The sequence below is a fragment of the Psychrobacter sp. NG254 genome (assembly GCF_015277735.1).
GTDB lineage: Bacteria > Pseudomonadota > Gammaproteobacteria > Pseudomonadales > Moraxellaceae > Psychrobacter.
This window is the reverse complement of sequence record NZ_JADHDA010000004.1, coordinates 185,130-205,498: the sequence shown is the minus strand read 5'-3', so window position 1 is coordinate 205,498 and position 20,369 is coordinate 185,130. Positions and strand designations below refer to the sequence as shown.

The 20,369-nt window shown below is 44.4% G+C and carries 16 protein-coding genes; 2 read left to right on the top strand and 14 right to left on the bottom strand.

Annotated elements, in window-relative coordinates:
* Positions 1-15 precede the first annotated feature (15 nt).
* The 3 genes from IP510_RS08345 to IP510_RS08335 form a co-directional block, all read right to left on the bottom strand.
* A complete protein-coding gene (locus IP510_RS08345; RefSeq protein WP_194364325.1) occupies positions 16-606 on the bottom strand; it encodes a DUF1543 domain-containing protein in 591 nt (196 codons plus the stop codon).
* Positions 607-677: 71 nt separating this feature from the next.
* Positions 678-1,697, bottom strand: a complete 1,020-nt coding sequence (locus IP510_RS08340) for an alpha/beta fold hydrolase (protein ID WP_194364324.1) — start codon at positions 1,695-1,697, stop codon at positions 678-680.
* Between the two features lie 250 nt (positions 1,698-1,947).
* Positions 1,948-3,369 (bottom strand): SLC13 family permease, encoded by a 1,422-nt coding sequence (locus tag IP510_RS08335; RefSeq protein ID WP_194364323.1) that lies wholly within the window; start codon positions 3,367-3,369, stop codon positions 1,948-1,950.
* 387 nt (positions 3,370-3,756) lie between these two features.
* On the opposite strand from IP510_RS08335, the gene IP510_RS08330 reads away from it, so the two are divergent.
* Positions 3,757-3,909, top strand: a complete 153-nt coding sequence (locus tag IP510_RS08330; RefSeq protein ID WP_194364322.1) for a hypothetical protein — start codon at positions 3,757-3,759, stop codon at positions 3,907-3,909.
* Positions 3,910-4,001: 92 nt separating this feature from the next.
* Here the strand turns inward: IP510_RS08330 and IP510_RS08325 are convergent, their stop codons facing one another.
* The gene (locus tag IP510_RS08325; protein WP_194364321.1) at positions 4,002-4,697 is read right to left on the bottom strand and encodes a YoaK family protein; all 696 of its coding nucleotides are present in this window, start codon (positions 4,695-4,697) and stop codon (positions 4,002-4,004) included.
* Positions 4,698-4,834: 137 nt separating this feature from the next.
* Positions 4,835-5,644, bottom strand: coding sequence for an enoyl-ACP reductase (locus IP510_RS08320; protein WP_194364320.1), 810 nt, complete (start codon positions 5,642-5,644; stop codon positions 4,835-4,837).
* A 380-nt stretch (positions 5,645-6,024) separates the two neighbouring features.
* Here IP510_RS08320 and folE point away from each other — a divergent pair, with 380 nt between their 5' ends.
* On the top strand, positions 6,025-6,621 hold the full coding sequence (gene folE / locus IP510_RS08315; protein ID WP_227669600.1) for a GTP cyclohydrolase I FolE: 597 nt from the start codon (positions 6,025-6,027) through the stop codon (positions 6,619-6,621).
* Between the two features lie 123 nt (positions 6,622-6,744).
* On the opposite strand, the gene IP510_RS13900 is transcribed toward folE, so the two are convergent.
* The 9 genes from IP510_RS13900 to serC form a co-directional block, all read right to left on the bottom strand.
* A complete protein-coding gene (locus IP510_RS13900) occupies positions 6,745-8,973 on the bottom strand; it encodes a YadA family autotransporter adhesin (RefSeq protein WP_320154190.1) in 2,229 nt (742 codons plus the stop codon).
* A 207-nt stretch (positions 8,974-9,180) separates the two neighbouring features.
* Positions 9,181-10,401, bottom strand: coding sequence for a peptide-methionine (S)-S-oxide reductase MsrA (gene msrA / locus IP510_RS08300; RefSeq protein WP_194364318.1), 1,221 nt, complete (start codon positions 10,399-10,401; stop codon positions 9,181-9,183).
* 330 nt (positions 10,402-10,731) lie between these two features.
* Positions 10,732-12,018, bottom strand: coding sequence for an iron-containing alcohol dehydrogenase (locus IP510_RS08295; protein WP_194364317.1), 1,287 nt, complete (start codon positions 12,016-12,018; stop codon positions 10,732-10,734).
* Between the two features lie 175 nt (positions 12,019-12,193).
* Positions 12,194-13,876 (bottom strand): dipeptide ABC transporter ATP-binding protein, encoded by a 1,683-nt coding sequence (locus IP510_RS08290; RefSeq protein WP_194364316.1) that lies wholly within the window; start codon positions 13,874-13,876, stop codon positions 12,194-12,196.
* A gap of 1 nt (position 13,877) precedes the next feature.
* On the bottom strand, positions 13,878-14,963 hold the full coding sequence (locus tag IP510_RS08285) for an ABC transporter permease (protein WP_227669599.1): 1,086 nt from the start codon (positions 14,961-14,963) through the stop codon (positions 13,878-13,880).
* Positions 14,964-14,966: 3 nt separating this feature from the next.
* Positions 14,967-16,037: a microcin C ABC transporter permease YejB gene (gene yejB, locus IP510_RS08280; RefSeq protein WP_194364315.1), complete on the bottom strand. Its 1,071-nt coding sequence runs from the start codon at positions 16,035-16,037 to the stop codon at positions 14,967-14,969.
* 84 nt (positions 16,038-16,121) lie between these two features.
* Positions 16,122-16,901 carry a hydroxyacylglutathione hydrolase gene (gene gloB / locus IP510_RS08275; protein ID WP_194364314.1) on the bottom strand — a complete coding sequence of 260 codons (780 nt, stop codon included), beginning with the start codon at positions 16,899-16,901 and terminating at the stop codon, positions 16,122-16,124.
* 153 nt (positions 16,902-17,054) lie between these two features.
* A complete protein-coding gene (locus tag IP510_RS08270; protein ID WP_194364313.1) occupies positions 17,055-18,887 on the bottom strand; it encodes an extracellular solute-binding protein in 1,833 nt (610 codons plus the stop codon).
* A gap of 256 nt (positions 18,888-19,143) precedes the next feature.
* Positions 19,144-20,280, bottom strand: a complete 1,137-nt coding sequence (gene serC, locus IP510_RS08265) for a 3-phosphoserine/phosphohydroxythreonine transaminase (RefSeq protein WP_194364312.1) — start codon at positions 20,278-20,280, stop codon at positions 19,144-19,146.
* Between the last annotated feature and the right edge of the window lie 89 nt (positions 20,281-20,369).

Sequence of the window (20,369 nt, the reverse complement as noted above, 5' to 3'; positions counted from 1 at the left end):
CTTTAGACAAACTTATTATAAAGCCAATTTTTTCAGATTCTTAATGCTGAGATAGCCCACGTACTCTTTGTCTTCGAGAGCATTCAACTCGCCTGTATCACTGATAGGTTCAATCAAAAGTTGAGCGTTTGAGAGAAGATCATTCACGTTATATATGTCATCTATACCTACTTCAAACTTATCATCGATATGTGAGGCAGCGTCAAAAGGCGATGCTTCATCTTTAAAAGTAAACTGCTTATAAAAGTCGCTTTTCTTTGCTTGTTTGATGGCATCCGCTTGATTAGGAGCAACGATAAGTAGCTTATAATGAAACTCTTCAAAGCTCCCCTGCTGATACCCCCCTAGATTGATAAAGAATAACTTCAAATCAGCAGAGTTCTCTACTTTCTCACTTGATTCAATCAACTTAATGGCAAAATTATCAATTGTAGTAATTGCTCGATACGAATCAATGTGCCATTTATTTTTTACTTCTGGCCAATGTTGATTGATATCATCTACCAGTTCGCTGACCTGATTGGCAACACCAAAAAATATATCGTGCTGCTCAATCAAACGACCTTTGGGACGACCCCCAAGTTGAACCATATATAGTGTTAGCATAAAATATTACCTTCTAAATGACTTTAGTCACCACCATTATTAATTTATCAAAGCACTTTTAAGTCTATTTTTTAATCACTCATCAGGTTATCCAGCAAAAACTGATGCACAACGCTAACCGTTGCCACAGGATCTTCTTCGTGCGGCACATGACCTAAGTCATCAAATACCTTAAGTTGGCTGTTAGGTATGTCTCTATGAAATAACGCTGCGTTTTCTACAGGAATAAGATCATCTTTTGCACCCCATAGGATTAAGGTCGGTAGAGCTAACTGCTTTATTTGCGCTTGATCGCTCTCATCATCAGTCTCATTCAAACGGCGACTCAAAGCTTGCCGGTTACCTTGGCGCAGTGTCAATTCATAATATCTATCAACCAAGCTATCATCAACTTTACTATCATCTGCATACACACTTAAGACGCTTTTCTCAACGACACTTCTAGGTAAAATACGGTTCAAAATCGGTGCCAATGCCGGATACCTAGCAAGTTTAAAGCCAATAGGGACATGTTTTGGCGTTGCAGGATAGCCAACTGCGTCTACCAATATTAGCCGTCCTACACGCTCAGGGTACAACGCTGCCGTACGCCAAGCAATCTTACCCCCTAGTGAATTACCCGCTAGCGTGACACGATCTAAGTTCAAATGATTGAGCACTTCAATGACAAACGCCGCATAATTTTCGCTGCTATATGCTGTGCTCTGGTCTGTATAAGGGCCTGTCAAACCAAATCCTGGCAAATCCATGCTCACGACGCAGTATTGATCAGACAGCGCCTTTGTCCAACCCTGCCACGTATGCAAGCTTGCCGATGTGCCATGCAACAAAACGATTGTGTCAACTGATGATGTATTAGTATCAATCGCCTTTTCGATTGGCACATTGCTATGATTCGAATGACATTTACCTGCCTGCACCACATGTGCCTGCATACCTTGTATGTCTATAAATTCGCTGTTGGGCAATTGCCATTTTTTTAGCTCAGACACCGTACGATCAGGTTCCCAGTATCGTGCTATCAGCACAGCCAGTACGCCGATAATGCCCAAAATAACAAAAATGGCTATTTTTAATAAATACGGTGTCATGCGATCAAATCCATTTAATAATATGACGTTAGTTGTGGGTGCTAACTTATAATTTTCTGCTACAGCCAACCGCAATCAATATGTAAAAGCAATGCTAGCACAATTGCTGCTCACGACCGTACAAGCTCAAACCATAGCTATTTTATACAGACATTATGCGTAATAAGAAATAAAAAACCCGATGTTTAAGTCATTCTTAAACATCGGGTTTGATTTTCTATGAATACATATATTTATATTGGCTACTGGATTATATCAAGAAAAAGTACGCCCATAATCCAACAACAATGGTTGCGATAATATTTAATATGATACCTGTACGAATCATCTCCGTTTGCTTGATGAGTCCTGTACCAAATACAATCGCATTTGGCGGGGTCGCAACAGGCAGCATAAAGGCACACGACGCACCGATACCAATGATCAAGACCAGCACTTCATGCGGTAGACCCATCTGCTCGGCAATAGCGGCAAACACTGGCACTAATAGTGCAGCCGAGGCCGTATTAGAGGCAAACTCCGTCAAGAAGATAATAAAGGCTGAAACGGCCAGCATCACAACGATGATCGGGGCAGAGGACAATGCGTTGGCCACAGTCTCACCCAGTACCAAGGATGCGCCAGAGACTTTCAAAATCGTGGACAGTGCAATACCGCCACCGAACAGCATAAGCACGCCCCAATCCGTATTGTCTGAGACTTGTTTCCAAGACACCAATCCTAAGCTGACAACTGCCGCTGCAGCAGACAAGGCGACGATCGCATCTGTATCTGTAATATCAAAAGCGGCACCTATCTGTTTGGAAAATATCCAGCTTAACGCCGTAATGACAAAGACGATGATGGTCACTACACGCGGTTTGTTCCAAGCGATTGGTTCATCTTCAACGAGTACGATTTTACGATTGAGATTGGGTTTTAAGAATAAGTACATCGCGCCCAACAGCAAGGGCAATAGTACCAGCATCATTGGGATACCAAACTTCATCCAGTCTACAAAGGCAATATCGAGTGCCTTTGCGGCAATGGCATTGGGCGGAGAACCCACGATAGTACCTAGACCGCCAAGGCTGGCTGAATAAGCAATACCCAGTAGTACAAACACAAAAGTACCGCGATCTTTTTCACGGTCAACTTGCGTCAAAATACCCAATGCCAACGGTAACATCATCGCGGCCGTCGCGGTGTTCGATATCCACATGGACAAGAATGCGGTCACACCAAATATCAAAAATACCGCTCTGCCTAGATTCCCACCAGACATCGATAATATCTTCAATGCTATTTTTTTATCTAGCTGCTGCACATGCAAGGCAGCTGCTAGGGCAAACCCACCAAAGAATAAATAAATAGTGGGATTGGCAAAGCTTTGCAGACCAATCTCGGCATCGAAATCCGGTATACCAACCAATGCGCCAATTACGACCACAAGCAATGCGGTGATCGTTACATGCAATGCTTCTGTAAGCCACAGTACGCCAATAAAGAACAATACTGCCAAACCTTTATTGGCATTGATATCGAATGGCAGTACATTGTAAATAATCATCGCGATAATTGCTGCAATTGCGACAACGATCAGCCCTTTACCTGTGCCTTTTGGAAAGGTATCGGTAAATAAATACTCATTGCCATCGTTAGGAAGATGGCTATCTAATTTTTGCTCTGACATAAAATGTCCTTATTGATCCAAAGACAGTGTGGAAACTCAAATATAAAGACACAGGTTGCGTATGAGTACGCCCTGTATCCTTATGCCTAAAAATGACTATCGGAATAAAAAATGGCTCAAATATAATACTTTTGTATCGATAATGATAATGATATCGATGAGTTTCGGCTTTATGTGATTATAAATTCCTGTGCTTAAAGTAACGCTTACACATAGTCACTAAACAAACCCATAACGCATCTGTACAAAGTATCGGCGATATCCCATACTAAATAGGTTAAGTGAAAATCATATACCAGAACAAGTATTCAAAAGGTTTAGTTACGACACTTATAGTAAAATCGAAGAATACAATGGAAATCGAATAAAAATATACTGGAGTAGCTTATGACAGACTCAAATAAAATCGATGCAACGACTAAGATGGCACCAAAAGACATCAACCAAGATAGTCTGGCCAAAGAAGACCAACAGCGTACTGATGATTCCATGCTAGATATGATGCAAGGAATGCACGAGCACGAAGATCATAAAGAGTAAATTCAAAGATAGCTTGCTGCTTTGGTATTTTGCTATTTTATACCTAAATAAGCTTTCAGAGGCTTAAGAATAAATACGATCGGCATTTATCATTATGATAAATGCTGATCCTTTTTTGGTTCTCTAACTTCTGGGAGATGATCTGAGACATAGTTGTATATAAAGGCTGCTGTCAAAACAATTGTGATGGGAACGAACAAAGCATCATAGCTGACTTTGGCAAACAAAAAAGCACCTACTGCACTACCACCGCAAAAGCAATACCAGATAATGGCTTGGAATCCTAAGGTTGGTTTACTAATAGATCGACCAGCAAGCCAATTACCGATTGCAGCCCCCATATCCGATGTCAGCCCTGTTAAATGAGTCGTACGAATGACCGCCCCACTATAAGTTGCGACCATCGCATTTTGCAATCCGCAGGCCATCGCTGCTGCTAATTGCCCTAAGTAATCATGTTGCTGGTATAGCCAATAGCTAATCAGCAATAATGCGGCTTCTAGATATAGCGCGCGTCCATAACGGCGGCCAAGCTTCAATGACGTCTGCCCAATGACAAACCCGCTCAGTATAGCGCCTGCCAAAAAAGACAGCAACAAGGTGCCAATATATAAAACACTACGCGCGTCTGAGTGCGCGATAGCCGCTGCAAACAGACTGACATTGCCAGTGACGTGCGACACTGATAAATTGGCAAAACCCATCAACGCAGTCGTATTCACACAACCAGCACTGAACGCCAGTACCGCTCCGCCCCATAGTATCCACTTTGGTAACTTGGTTATCATATCCCTCGTCCAAAGGCACGTAGCTAAAAAGGCGCATCGCTAAAAAAGCACGTGGCCAAAAAGACTCCTAGTATAACCAGAAAAGGCAGCCTACTGGCTGCCTTTTCTATCATCAAACGAATCGTTTATAACCATTATTATTTTGCAGGTTCATCAAGCATCATTAACTGCTCGCTGATGGCAACGGTATTAAAACCTGCATCGACGAACATAATCTCACCTGTGATACCAGACGCCCACGGAGATAGCAGGAACAATGCAGCATTACCAACTTCTGTTTGAGTAATATTGCGCTGTAGTGGTGCAATCTTTTCGCTGATATCGAGCATTTTACGGAATGATTTGATACCGCTAGCAGCAAGCGTACGAATAGGACCGGCTGAGATGGCATTAACACGGATACCTTCGCCGCCCATAGACGTCGCTAGATAACGGACGCTCGCTTCTAGACTGGCTTTTGCCATACCCATGACATTGTAGTTTGGCAATACTGAAATACTGCCTTCATAAGTCAAAGTCAGCATAGAGCCATGACGCATCGCTAATAATTCACGAGCCGCTTTGGCTAAGGCAACAAAGCTATAGCTTGAGATATCATGCGCGATGTGGCTACCTTCACGAGTAGTGGCATTGACAAAATCACCGTCTAGCTGATCCATTGGTGCAAAACCAATCGCATGTACCACACCATCAATACCATCACCCCAATGAGCCGCAACTTGCTCAAAACAAGCAGCAATCGAGTCATCAGAGGCGACATCACACTCTAGCACCAAATCTGCTTCGAATTTTTCGGCAGCCATATCCACGCGTTTTTTGATTTTATCGTTCGGATAAGTCAGGATCAATGATGCTCCTTCACGGTGTAGCGCTTCTGCGATAGCCCATGCGATAGAAAGCTTACTTGCGATGCCAGTTACGACGAATCTTTGCCCTTGCAATAGCATAATATTTCCTTTTGAATCGATAGAGATTATTTAGAATAAGAATTTATTTAGAGTAATTAGAAGATTTAGACTAATGAATAGTACAGATGAAAAGATGAGTTATTATACACGAATTAATTTAAGTAAACAGTCGTAAACTGTATAAGGCTACTGTCATTCTAATAAGCTCATACCAAAATATAGTCACTATGATTCATCTGATTGCATGTTTGACCCCTATCTATTGATTAAACACGCAGCGGCTTGCCACAGCAGTATGAAGTTGAGCAGATTTCAAGTATAATCACAGCCCTTCCCAGCTTGCACAATTTTTATAAGAATCCGGACTCGATAGGATTCAACGTTAAGCTACACCCACATTTTGGATGGCTGCCAAACTTATGAGTAAGACCCCTATAATAACCCCAGATTATAAAGAAAGTACCGAATCTTATCGTCAGTTGATTGCCTCTACTGGCGAAGACTTAGAACGCCCTGGTTTATTAGATACACCAGTTCGTGCTGCAAAAGCATTTGCTCATTTGACCCAAGGCTATCATCAAAGTCTAGAAGAAGTGGTCAATGATGCTGTTTTTCCATCAGCCAATCGTGAACTAGTACTGGTGCAAAATGTTGAGTTTTATTCTTTATGCGAGCATCACATGTTGCCGTTCCATGGTGTCGCTCATATTGGCTATTTGCCAGATGGACAAGTACTGGGTCTGTCGAAGTTTGCCCGTATTGTTGATATGTTTGCCCGTCGTCTGCAAATACAAGAAAACCTAAGTGAGCAGATTGCCCAAACGATTATGGATGTTACTGGCTGCCGCGGCGTCGCTGTGGTCATGGATGCGTCACATATGTGTATGATGATGCGCGGTGTGAATAAACAGCATTCAACCACACGCAGTACAGCGATGCTAGGTGAATACACACACAACAATCAAGCGCGTAATGAGTTTTTGGGTGCGGTTCCAAAGCGCCAGCCAGCATTTTAAGTTGTAGTTAATTGTTTAAGGTGTTGTGAATAACACCCAAATAAAAAGGACGCCGTAGCGTCCTTTTTATTTGGGTGTTATATATGGGCGAAGATTTAATTTATATAAATTAATCAGAAAATCTTATTGGCCAAATATGTAAGATACACCTACTCGTCCACCAAATCTTGAATCAGCAAAACCAAATGCACCACTAACTGATGTTCGACCATTATCTAACATAGTGGCAGCCCCAATAGCAACAGCGCTTTGTCCTTCATAATGACCCATGCCGCCAAACACAGCCACATTGCCTGGGCTGAGATTGGGAATAGCCTGCTGTGTCGCTAAAGAGATCGCCACACCACTATTTGCAGTTTTTTCCACATCATCAACTCGACGATTTACACCGTTAGAATAGCTTTGAAAGCTGCTATTCAAAACATCATATTTGTTATCAGTATAGGTATTAGCTTCGGTTACAGCATTGATTTTTGCGGTATTCAACTGTCTGATATTGGCTGCATCTGTATTCTGTGTTCCATCAGCTACATTGATCACCTGACGCTCACTACCTGCTGCGCCAACTGACACTGTGTTATCACGGGTTGATGTTGAATCACTTCCAACAACGACTGCGTTGTTGACTGCAGTACTAATGCCATTTCCTAAAACGACCGTGTTATTGCCAGTTACCGTATTATTATTCCCAAAGCTATAGCTGCCTGAACCACTGACTGTGCTTGGATCACCAATCGCGCCAGAATTTTTACCTGTTACCAAATTACCTACACCGATACTAATAGATTGACTGCCTTCAGCTACTGCGCCATTACCTATCGCAATGGCATCTTTGCCTGTCGCTTGGGCTGGTGTGGTTGTACTATTAGAGGTCTGTATAGCGACATTGATATTAGCATCCTTACCTGCTTCGCCTGTATCGCCCTTAGCGCCAGTATCGCCTTTCACGCCCTGAGCACCAGTCAGACCAGTTTCGCCTTGAATACCTTGGTCGCCTTTTGCGCCATTTAATCCAGCATCACCCTTAACACCTGTATCGCCTTTCACACCCTGAGCACCCGTCAAACCCGTGTCACCTTTAACACCTGTCAGACCGATGTCGCCTTTATCACCCTTAGCGCCAGTATCACCTTTCACGCCCTGAGCACCAGTCAGACCAGTTTCGCCTTGAATACCTTGGTCGCCTTTTGCGCCATTTAATCCAGCATCACCCTTAACACCTGTATCGCCTTTCACACCCTGAGCACCCGTCAAACCCGTGTCACCTTTAACACCTGTCAGACCGATGTCGCCTTTATCACCCTTAGCGCCAGTTTCACCTTTGGCACCAATCTCACCCTGTACACCTTGAATACCTTGGTCACCATTTAATCCAGCATCACCCTTGGCACCAGTAGCACCAGTCAAACCAGCGTCACCTTGGATACCTTGGTCGCCTTTTGCACCAGTTAGCCCAGCATCACCCTTAGCACCAGTATCACCTTTCAAGCCCTGAGCACCAGTCAGACCGATATCGCCTTTATCACCTTTGGTGCCAGTAGCACCTGTCAGACCGATGTCGCCTTTATCACCTTTGGCGCCAGTAGCACCTGTCAGACCGATGTCGCCTTTATCACCTTTGGCGCCAGTAGCACCAGTCAGACCGATATCGCCTTTATCACCTTTGGCGCCAGTAGCACCAGTCAGACCGATATCGCCTTTATCACCCTTGGCACCAGTCAACCCCGTGTCACCTTGGATACCTTGCTCACCTTTAACACCTGTCAGACCGATGTCGCCTTTGTCACCCTTAGCGCCAGTCAGGCCAGTTTCACCTTGGATACCTTGGTCGCCTTTTGCACCAGTTAGTCCAGTATCACCCTTGGCACCAGTAGCACCAGTCATACCTTGAGCACCATCCATACCGTTCATACCAGGCATACCCATAGGACCCATAGCACCAGTCATACCCTGGATACCCTGTTCGCCAGTAGCACCAGTAGCACCAGTCAAACCTTGAGCGCCTGTCAGACCAGTTTCGCCTTGATCGCCCTTGTCACCTTTGGCACCAGTAGCACCAGTCAGACCGATGTCGCCTTTATCACCTTTGGCGCCAGTTCCGCCAGTTGTCAGTTCTGCCAATTGTGTGTCACAAGTATCAGGACCACCCCCATAGTAGGTCCCATAACTGAATGTACAGTCGGCAATAGTTGTCCAATCTGCTGCTACAGCTTCTGCTGTTAGACATATGCCACTAATAGCTAACATACTGATTGCTAGATACGATGCCTTTTTACCTGCCTTATAATCTTCTTTGCAAATAGAAGTAACTACGGTTGTATCTACAACAGAATTCTGTGATTTTTTCAACATAGCTTGTGTCCTCTAAAGTTTTTTAAAGTTTAAATACTAAAAAATCAAAATTTAACTAAAAGTATACATTTAAGTAAGTATATTACAAAAAACATTTCAAAAGAACACGTTTTATTACTAAATAGCAAAGATATTGTATTAGGCAAAAAAATGCTCACTATGTCATTCAGACAATAGTGAGCGTTTTTTTGTATTAATAAATTAATATTAAGCAGCTGGCTTTACATCATCTACCCAATTACCATAACCTTCAGCTTCCATCTGTGCCAGTGGAATAAAGCGCATTGCCGCAGAATTCATGCAGTAACGTTTACCTGTTGGTGCTGGGCCGTCATCAAATACATGCCCCACGTGTGAATCTGCATAAACACTGCGGATTTCAGTACGGGTTCCAAATATTCCTCTATCTGGCTTTTCTACAACCAAGTTAGCATTCAATGGACGGGTAAAGCTCGGCCAGCCTGTTCCAGACTTGTATTGATCACGAGAAGAATACAGCGGCTCACCTGATACGACATCGACATATAATCCAGGTGCTTTATTGTCCCAGTACTCATTATCAAAAGCGCGCTCGGTACCTTCTTTTTGAGTGACTTTATACTGAATATCACTGAGCGATTTTTTTAGCTCATCTTGTGATGGTTTGATAAACGTATTTGGATTAAAGCCAGTACCTGCCTTTGTGCTTGCGATAGGCATTTTGCTCGCGACCGTTTTCTGTGCACTATCGGCAGTAGGTCTGAATTGACTGAAGTCAAGCTCATAATCTTTGCCATAGACGCTCTCGATAAATTGGTAGCGACCCGAATTGAACGTATATGCCTTATAGCGTAGCGGATTCTTTTTATAGTAATCTTGATGATACTCTTCTGCCGGATAGAAGGCACTGGCAGGAACGATTTCTATCACAACTGGCTTTTTGTACACCCCCAAATCTTGCAGTGATTGCTTGGCAGCTTCCGCTATCTGTTTTTCTTGAGCATTGTTATAAAAAATAGCGGGACGATACTGCGTGCCTCGGTCTACATACTGACCCTTGTCATCAGTGGGATCTGCGATGCGCCATAAAGCTTGCACGATACCGTTATAAGTAATTTTCTTAGGATCATAATATACTTGCGCAGCTTCTGTATGACCAGTACCACCTGCTGACACCTCTTTATAGGTCGGGTTTTCAGTGTTGCCACCAGTGTAGCCAGAAACCACTTCTACCACACCCGGTATTTTCTCATAACCTGCTTCAACACACCAAAAACACCCACCAGCCACTGTTGCCACAGCCAATCCAGGGGTTGTAGGTGCATAAGGGTTCGGTGCCATTGCATTTTTTACAGTAGTATTGCTTTCAGTGGAGGCACAGCCTGCATAAAATACACTGCTTGCCATGACAACGATAGCTGCTACTCTAGAGGATAATATACGACTCATAATGCTCTCCTAAGGGTAATCTCATTTAATACTTAATATCATTTAATCATCGTAATGCATATGTGTCACCGCAACATTCCTGCATTGTTACATATTTACAATTTATTAAGATAATTTTTATCAACTGAGTGTAATCACAAGATAAATTAAACGATGAAATGAGGGTTATCATTTACTTTAGTATAGCTAGCATGTGAAGATTATGGACAACATATAAAGTCAAAGCAGAGGTTGTAAAAAACTCTATTACCTTTAGTGTAATGAAAAAGCCCATCCTCAAAAGAGCGATGGGCTTTTATTTATCGTCAGTCTGTCAATGCAAACAGAAGATTATGATGCTTTTTGAGTATCCTTATTAGAATGCTCGTCACTTGCCTGCTTAATCTTCGTTAAGATTTCTTTGATTTCAGATGCTGAGAGATAGGTTGGGACGGCATAGGTGTCGCTAACTTCTTTTGCAGCGGCTTTTGCAATACTATCAAAATCGCTGGTTTGCATGCCGCCAACTGTCGGATCAATGTTTAAATCTGCAATCAAACCTCTGACTTGTGCGACAAGATGATCTGCTATTTCGCTGTCGCCATTACCAGCTTGACCATCCTGCACCATACCGGTTCTCTTTGCCAGTGCTGCCAGTCGTTTTTTACTTCCTTTACGATTGACATCAAGCACGTAAGGCAAGACGATAGCATTAGCGCGGCCATGAGGAATACTATAATACGCCCCTAATTGGTGAGCGATGGCATGCACATAACCTAGACCTGCTTTGTTAAAGGCGATACCACCGTAATGCGCTGCTACACCCATCTCCTCTCTTGCTTTTAGATTGCCGCCGTCTTTGTATACCAGTGGTAGATAGTGCATGACAGATTTGACAGCAGAGGCTGCATAGTAGTCTGTTTCCACACTTGCATTGGCGCTCATCCACGCCTCTAATGCATGGGTCAGTACGTCAATACCAGTATCCGCTGTGATGTGCGCTGGCATGCCTTTCATGATCACAGGGTCAATTGCTGCCGCTAACGGTACCATTCTTGGATCGATAGACAATGCTTTTTGATGTGTCTTGTCATCGGACACTACTGCACCAAGCGTGGCCTCTGAGCCTGTACCAGCCGTCGTTGGTACGCAGTATAAAGGAGTCGCAGGCTTTCTTGCTTTGAGAATACCGATCAGTTGCTGAGGTTTGCACTTATTGCCTTGAGACATGGCGATCATTTTGGCCGCATCAATCACTGAACCGCCACCAATGGCGATAATAGAATCGCAATTGGCGGCTATCGATTGGCGAAGTCCTTCTTCAACGACGCTAAAAGTAGGATCTGGCGTGATACCATCATAGACATGGTAATTGATGTTTTTTGCGTCGAGATAATCGGTGATTTTGGCAGGTATGCCCAGCTTGTTTAGTACGGCATCAGTGACGATAAACACATTGGTATTGCCTTCATTGATGAGCATGTCACATAGCTCGTCACAAGCAGACTCACCAACGAACAGCATTGGTCTTCTGATAGGTATCACATAAGAGACGGCTTTGAGTACTTTGGCACGAGTCTTGGCAATTGCCAAATAACCCGCATACTGGAGACTGAGTTTGCTACTTTGTTTTTTCATGGGCACAAAATCCTTTTCAATGATGATTTTAACCGCGATAACAACCGCTTTAATCAGCTGGTGATGCCTCATTAATGCTTGCCGATATCAGACTAGATAAATATGTGTGTAACAGAACCGATTATAGATCGGCGTTTAGACTGATTGTACCACTGACGTTTTTGGTATGTCGCTATTATTGTGCACTGCTCGCCTCTAATAATTGCTTGGCATACAGATGCTGCGGTTGAGTAAAGATATCCTCGGTGTGCCCCGACTCCACACACACACCTTGTTTTAATACCATAATATGCTGACACAGTGCGCGCACTACTTTGAGATCATGACTGATAAACACATAGCTGATGTTCATTTTTTCTTGAATTTCTCGTAGCAAGTTGACCACTGTGACTTGGGTAGTACTGTCAAGCGCCGAGGTAGGCTCATCCAATATAAGCAAGCTTGGCTGCATAATCAAAGCGCGTGCCAATGCCACACGTTGACGTTGTCCCCCTGACAGTTCATGCGGATAACGCTCTGCGAACGCGATAGGCAGATGTACAGTGGTCAGACTCTCCATCACGGCCTGCTGGCGCGCCGCCTTACCCACGCCTTGTACCAGTAGTCCCTCTTCTACAATCTGCATGACCGTCATGCGAGGGTTGATACTGGCAAATGGATCTTGAAATACCATCTGAATTTGCGAGCGAAAGGCGCGTAGATCTTTTTTGGAAAGCGCTGCGATATCTTGCCCATTGACGACTATCTGTCCTGTCACATCAGCTTGATTACTGAGCAACTGGCTAAGCGCAAGTGCCATCGTGGTTTTGCCAGAGCCTGACTCACCAACGATACCCAATGCCCGTCCCTTTGACAGTATCATATCGACATCTTTGACGGCATCAAACCAGCGCTTGGTCGTGCCAAATAGACTTTTTTCAATCGGAAACCGTACGGTAAGCCCTTTTACCTGCAATACATTGGGGGATTGGTCTACGTCAGCATTGATCAAAGTCAGCGCTTTGCCAAAGTCTTGCTTAATAAGCGTGCGAGTATAATCGGCTGACGGATGTGCGAACACAGTCGCGGTTTGACCTTGTTCAACCGTCTGCCCTTGGCGCATAACGATGACCTCATCACTATAGCGCCTGACTAGATTGAGGTCATGGCTGATGAGTATCATCGCCATATTGTGCTGACACTTGAGATCATTCAATAGTGCCAAAATCTCATGCTGCAGAGTAACATCAAGCGCTGTAGTCGGCTCATCAGCAATCAATATATCAGGCTGCTGCGCCAATGCCATTGCGATCATCACGCGCTGACGCTGACCACCGGAGAGTTCATGCGGATAGCGACTAAGCTTATCTACAGGGTCCGAGATATTGACGTCCTCTAGCAAAGAGATGGTAGTCTCTCGCCATTGCTTTTTGGGTACGCCGCTTAAACGCAGTGATTCAGCGATTTGTTTAGCGACCGTATGTAGTGGATTTAAAGCGGTCATCGGCTCTTGAAAAACCATGCCAATCCGCTGACCACGAATAGACCGTAGCGCAGTATTGCGTGACTTATTATTTGCTATCGGTAATTTGGACATATCTGATGTGCTTGCTAACTGAACGTCACCTGTGATGGTTAAACTCTCTGGTAGTAGACCGAGTAGCGCAAGACTGGCAATGGATTTGCCAGAGCCTGACTCTCCCACGATGGCCAGAGTCTGACCCTGTCTTAGCTCATAAGACAGCCCATCGACTAACTGAACGCCTGTAGTCGTCGTAATAGTGAGCTTGTCTACGGTTAGCATGAGCTTATCTTGTACATGATTGACACTGTCATTTGGCGCGTTTTTTTGCTCAGGGGCAATAGTATTTTCGGTCATATCAAGAGCGCCTCGGATCAAATGCATCACGCAGTGCTTCACCGACGAAGATGAGCAATGACAAAATAAAGATCAAGCTAAAGAATCCTGATAAAGCAAGCCAAGGTGCATCAAGGTTGTTTTTGCCTTGTACCATCAGCTCACCCAGTGAGGGCGAACCAGGCGGCAATCCATAGCCCAAAAAGTCCAATGCGGTTAGCGCAATGATATTGGCGGTTAAGATAAATGGTAATTGTGACAAGCTTGAGGCCAAAGCATTGGGCAAGATGTGCCGGAGCATGATTTGGCTGTCCGAAACACCCAGATTACGTGCAGCGCGCACATAGTCAAAGTTACGAGCCCGCAAGAATTCTGCTCGTACCAAACCAACCAGTCCCATCCAGCCAAATAGCAACATCAACGCAAATAACATGGTGATACTGGGACTAAATAAGCTGACCAAAATAATAATCATAAACAGCTGAGGCATACCGCCCCACACTTCCATAAACCGTTGACCTGCCAGATCGACCCAACCACCATAGTAGCCTTGTACCGCGCCGACAATAATACCAATCAAGGCACCAGCGAGCGTCAGGGCCAAACCGAACAGCAGCGACACGCGTAATCCATACAGTATTCTTGCCAACACATCGCGCCCTAGGTCATCTGTACCAAGCCAGTTCTGGCTATTGGGTGCCGCAGGATACGGTAGACCCAACTCAACATTTGGCGTTTGATCGGCAAAGGGAATGGGCGGCATCACATAAAACCCTTGCTCATCAATCAGCGTCTGCACGGCAGGGTCTTTATAGTTGGTTTCAGTCTCGAACACCCCACCAAAAGTCGTCTCAGGATAGGCTTTGACGACCGGAAAATAATAGTCGCCTTGATATTGCACCAGTAGAGGTTTGTCATTGGCAATCACATTGGCCGCCATACAAATGACAAATATCACTGCAAAGACAAACAGCGACACCATTCCAAGCCGATTTTGGCGAAATCGATTTAGACGCGCCTGCCAAATAGGATTTAAACGACGTTTTTTATTAGTCGACACAGAAGATAAAGTCGAGAATGACGATTGATCAGCTATTTTATTTGACATTGATTACCGCCCCTCAAAATCAATACGAGGATCAATGAGGTGATAGCTTAAATCACTGATTAATTGCAGCAATAGCCCGACTAAGGTAAAGATAAATAGCGTACCAAATATCACGGGATAATCGCGTTGCTGAATGGCCTCAAAACCAAGCAAACCCAAGCCATCAAGCTTAAAGATAATCTCAATCAAAAAGTTGCCCGCAAAGAAAATACCAACGATAGCCGCTGGAATACCTGCAATGATAATCAACATCGCATTACGAAATACATGGCCATATAGTACTTGGCGCTCACCCAAACCTTTGGCACGAGCAGTCAGCACGTACTGCTTGCCAAGCTCCTCTAAAAAGCTGAATTTGGTCAAATACGTCAGACCCGCAAAACCGCCCACCGTACTTGCCAGCAGTGGCAATGCCAAATGCCAAAAATAATCTTTTACTTTACCAAGCGCGCTTAGCTGATCGAAGTTTTCGGACGTGAGCCCTTGCAGTGGAAAAATGTTCCAGTAGCTGCCACCAGCGAAAAACACTAGCAATATCACTGCAAAGACAAACACCGGTATTGCATGCCCAATCGCAAGCAGCATTGCCGTGGCTTTATCAATGCCTGAGCCATGATGCATGGCTTTGTAAACACCCAGTGGAATGGCAATCATATAAATGAGCAGCGTACTCCATAGTCCAAGCGAGATTGAAACAGGCAGTTTCTCTACAATCAGTTCGGTCACGGATTGACCTTTAAAAAACGACTCACCAAAATCCAGCCGTACGTAGTTTTTCAGCATCAGCCAAAATCGCTCTGGGGCAGACTTATCAAAGCCATATTGAGCATTAATGGCAGCGACCATTTCATCAGAAAGACCACGCGTGCCTTGGTAAGTGCTGTCGTTACCCCCTGCACTGCCCGCGCCAATATTGCCACCGAGTGCTTTGTCTTTTGCGCCTTGTTCAATGAGTGCAAGCTGCTGCTCAACTGGCCCGCCAGGTGCTGCTTGTACAATCACAAAGTTAGCAAGCAATATCAAAAATAGTGTCGGCAATATCAATAGCAGTCTTTTTAAGATATAACGACCCATAATGGCGACTTCCTAAATAAAGAGAGATAGCAATGACGTTTAGCAGCGGATTGCTTTGTGTTGAAGAGGCGTACAAAAACATTTTTAAAAGTTATTTTTCAGCTCACGTAATGCCGCAAACACCGTTAATGACTTCTCATCGTCGATAGGCATTTTGGATTTCACCCCTGCAATCACGCTCGGCTCTTGCGTACGTAAAAACACATTTATTGCACGCTCATGCTCTAGTGTCACTGGCAGTGTTGGCAGACCTTGTTCAGTTTGCGCCTCTGCTTGTGCTAAGGCTTGCTGCATCGTTACGTTGACAGGTTCAATAGACAGACCAAAACGCAGGTTGCTCGCTGTATACTCATGCGCAGGATACAGTAGCGCCTCATGAGGCAAGCCGTTCAAACGTTTAAAGCTCTCATGCAATTGCTCAATCGTACCAGTAAACACACGCCCGCAACCTGCACTAAACAACGTATCACCGCAGAAGCAGTGCTTTTGCCCATCTATATCTAAGATATAGGCCATATGGCTAGCGGTATGCCCTGATACATCCCAGACTTGCGCAGAGCAGCCCCATGCACTCACCGTGCTACCATCCTTTATGGTTTGATCTTCATCAACGCCATGCTCACTATGTGCGACCAAATGAGTCATCGGATACGACTCCTGTAACTCTGCGACACCGCCGATATGATCATGATGATGATGTGTGGTCCAAATAGAGGTCAGCTCTAACTCGTTGATCTCTAAGTAATCCACCACTGGCTGGGCTTGACCAGGATCAATGACAATGGCTTGTTTATTATTATCATTGATTAATGTCCAAATATAATTGTCATTAAAGGCTTTGATTGGGTGAATACGGATAGTCATTTTACATCCTTACTGGTTGTTATTTTTATTACTGATATCTTTACTAGGGAATATTCATAATTTACAGACGCTTCTGTTTGCTATCTTAAGCGTAGAATACTGTTTTGAGTATTAAGCACTATTTTGAGCACTGGTCAGTATGTTGAGTATTAATCACTGTTTCAGATACTGATTAACACGTTTTTCTGCTTCTTTATCCACCCACCAATAGTCGATGCCGACGGCATTTGATGGTAGGTTTTCAGTATGACGGTATTGATCCCAATAAGCGACGTTGGTGCCAGATTTGCCATACAAGGGTACGACATAATGACCGGCTCGCAGCAGGCGATCAAGCACTTGTGTGTACAACACGATATCGTCGCGATTTTTGGCATTACCAAGTGATTTAACCACCCGATCAATGGCAACATTTTTGATACCAACGCTATTATGGTTACCCGGTTCATCAGCCGCAGCGCTGCCCCAAAATGCCGCTTGCTCAGCGCCAGGAGACAGACTTTGGGCAAACACATCAACGACCATATCATAATCGAAGCGGCGCATACGCTCATAGTATTGTGGGCCATCCACTTGGCGCAAAGAGACATCAAACCCCAAGCGCTTTAGGTTGCGAATATAAGGCAGCAATACACGTCCCATGGTCTCACCTGTCATGAGAACTTCAATCTGAGCCAACGTTCCGTCAGGCTGATACAGCTTCATATCTTCATAATAAAACCCAGCCTCTAGCAATAGCTGGCGCGCCTTTAATAACCCTTGACGATTAAAGCCGTTCCCATCACTGGTGGGTAGATGCCACTCAGCTAATGTCGCGTTACGTTGAATCGGTTCAAGCTCAGACAATAAAGGCGTTAACACCTGCATCTCTTTGTCAGAGGGTGTGCCAGTTGCTGCCAGCTCTGAGCCATGAAAGAAGCTTTGTAATCGCTCATATTGCCCATGAAATAAAGTCTTGTTCATCCACTCAAAATCGTACGCGGCTGTCAGCGCTTGACGCACTCTAATATCTTGAAAAATTGGGCGACGCATATTCATGACCAAGCCTTGCATCGGCACGGGGTTTTGACTGGCAATCGCTTCTTTTTTGATCAGACCTGCCGTGACGGCAGGAAAATTATAACCTGTTACCCAGTTCGATGCTTTGTTTTCAGGACGAAAGCGGTACTGGCCAGATTTAAAGCCCTCAAAGGCAATCTCATCACTTTGATAATACACAAATTTAATCATATCAAAGTTATAACGACCACGGTTGACCATCAAATCACGGCCCCAATAGTTAGGGTCACGTATGTAGCTTACCGAACGACCAGCATCAACACGCCCTAGTTTATAAGGGCCACTACCCATCAATGGTGTTAAGGTGATTTTTTCAAAGTTAGCGTCGATTGAAGATTTGGCAAAAATAGGAAACTGTCCAACGGTCAGTAAAATCTCTTTATTCTCAGTAGACTTAAAAACAAACTTTACTTGCTGCTCATCAATGATTTGGATGTCTTTGATATCGCCCAAATAACTGCGAATATACATGGGGCCTTTGTTTAATATGGCCTCATACGTCGCTTTGACATCACGACTGGTCACTGGCGTTCCATCCCAAAAGCGAGCGGCAGGATTCAAATGATAGACAATCCAACTGGTATCCTCTGGATCATACGTCACCTTGCTTGCCAGCTGCGGATACATGGTAAAGGCTTCATTCAATGAGCCCGTCATCAAGGTATCATAGAGATAGTCAGTGCCAATCATGGCTACACCAGTGGTCATCCACTTGTTGGCACTATTGAATGTACCACGAGTATCTAATGACAAAGTACCGCCTGATGGTGCCTGTGGATTGGCATATGGCAGATAAGGCGCATCGATATATGCTGTTGGACTGTTGTGACCAAGCGCTGATGTGGTGATAGGTGCAGCGATACTGCTTGGCAGCCAGCTGACAGTGAGGATTAGCAACACAGATTTTGATAGGGCGTTTTTTATCATGGTGTTATCACAAACCTTTATGCCAACCAATTTGGGGATCAAAACAAGAATACTGACGGAAAAACAGCCTGAGTGCAAAACTTTATCATAACAAAGTTGGGCTGTCTCACCTAATGGTTTGCTAGGTTATGTCTTATGCTTCCTGCATTATTGACCTCATAAAAAAAGCGCAACCGTTATCAGTTACGCTTTTTTTGTACATGACTGCATCCTAAAGCTTTATTGAAAGCTTATAGCCGAGGGGTTGCCCACTCGCTTAGCCATGCTTCTTTTCGAACGCTATCATAAAATCGACCAACTGCTGTACCCACTCAAGTGGCACGGCATTATAAATGCTAGCACGCATACCGCCCACATCGCGATGCCCTTTTAGGTTGAGTAACCCAGCTTCTTCTGATTCTGCCAAGAATACTTTATCCAGACTGCTGTCTGCTAAAGTAAACGGTACATTCATGATAGAGCGGTACTCAGTGGCAACTGGGTTGTTATAGAAACTGCTGTCATCGATGGTCTTATAGAGCAAGTCTGCTTTTTGCTGGTTGATTTTACCGATAGCAGCCACGCCGCCCTGTTCTTCTAGCCAATCAAACACCAATCCTGCTAAATACCAAGAGTACGTTGCTGGCGTGTTCGACATGGATTCTTTATCAGCTTGATGCTCATAATTCAGCAGCATAGGGCACCATTCGCTGGCCTTACCCAACAAATCTTCACGGACAATAATAATGACCAGACCTGCAGGGCCGATGTTCTTTTGTGCACCCGCGTAGATCATGCCAAACTTAGACACATCTATTGGCTGTGACAAGATACAAGAGGACATATCAGCGATGATGGGTGCATCGACTTGTGGTGGCTCAAATATCTGCAGGCCATGAATGGTTTCATTGGCGCAGTAGTGAAAATAAGCCGCACCTTCACTGATATTCCACTCACTTATGGCTGGCACATCTGTAAAATTACTGTCTTTACCTGTCGCGACCAAATTAATCTCGCCCAGACCAAGTGCTTCATAGCGTTTTGCTTCTTTGATTGCCTTGCCTGACCATGCCCCTGTCGTCAAATAATCGCCGCGGCCACCATTTAATAGATTCAATGGAATCGCAGAAAACTGTAAGCTAGCACCACCTTGCAAAAACAGTACTTTATAGTTATCTGGTATTTCCATTAGCGAGCGTAGCTTAGCTTCCGCTTTGTCAGTAATCGCTATATACTCTTTGCTGCGATGGCTCACTTCCATGACCGATACGCCGCGACCTTGCCAGTCAAGCAATTCGCTCTGGGCATGCTCGAGCACTGATGTTGGCATGGTGGCGGGCCCAGCACAAAAATTGGGTACGCGGCGCGGCGCGGTTGTGTTTGAAGAGGGAGTAGATGTTGGGTTGGTAGGCATAATCACAGTCCTAGATATAATGAAATAAAGGGGAATACTTTACTTCAGTTTGTTGAGAAAAACGTGTGTTAATACAGTAAATTTTTGAT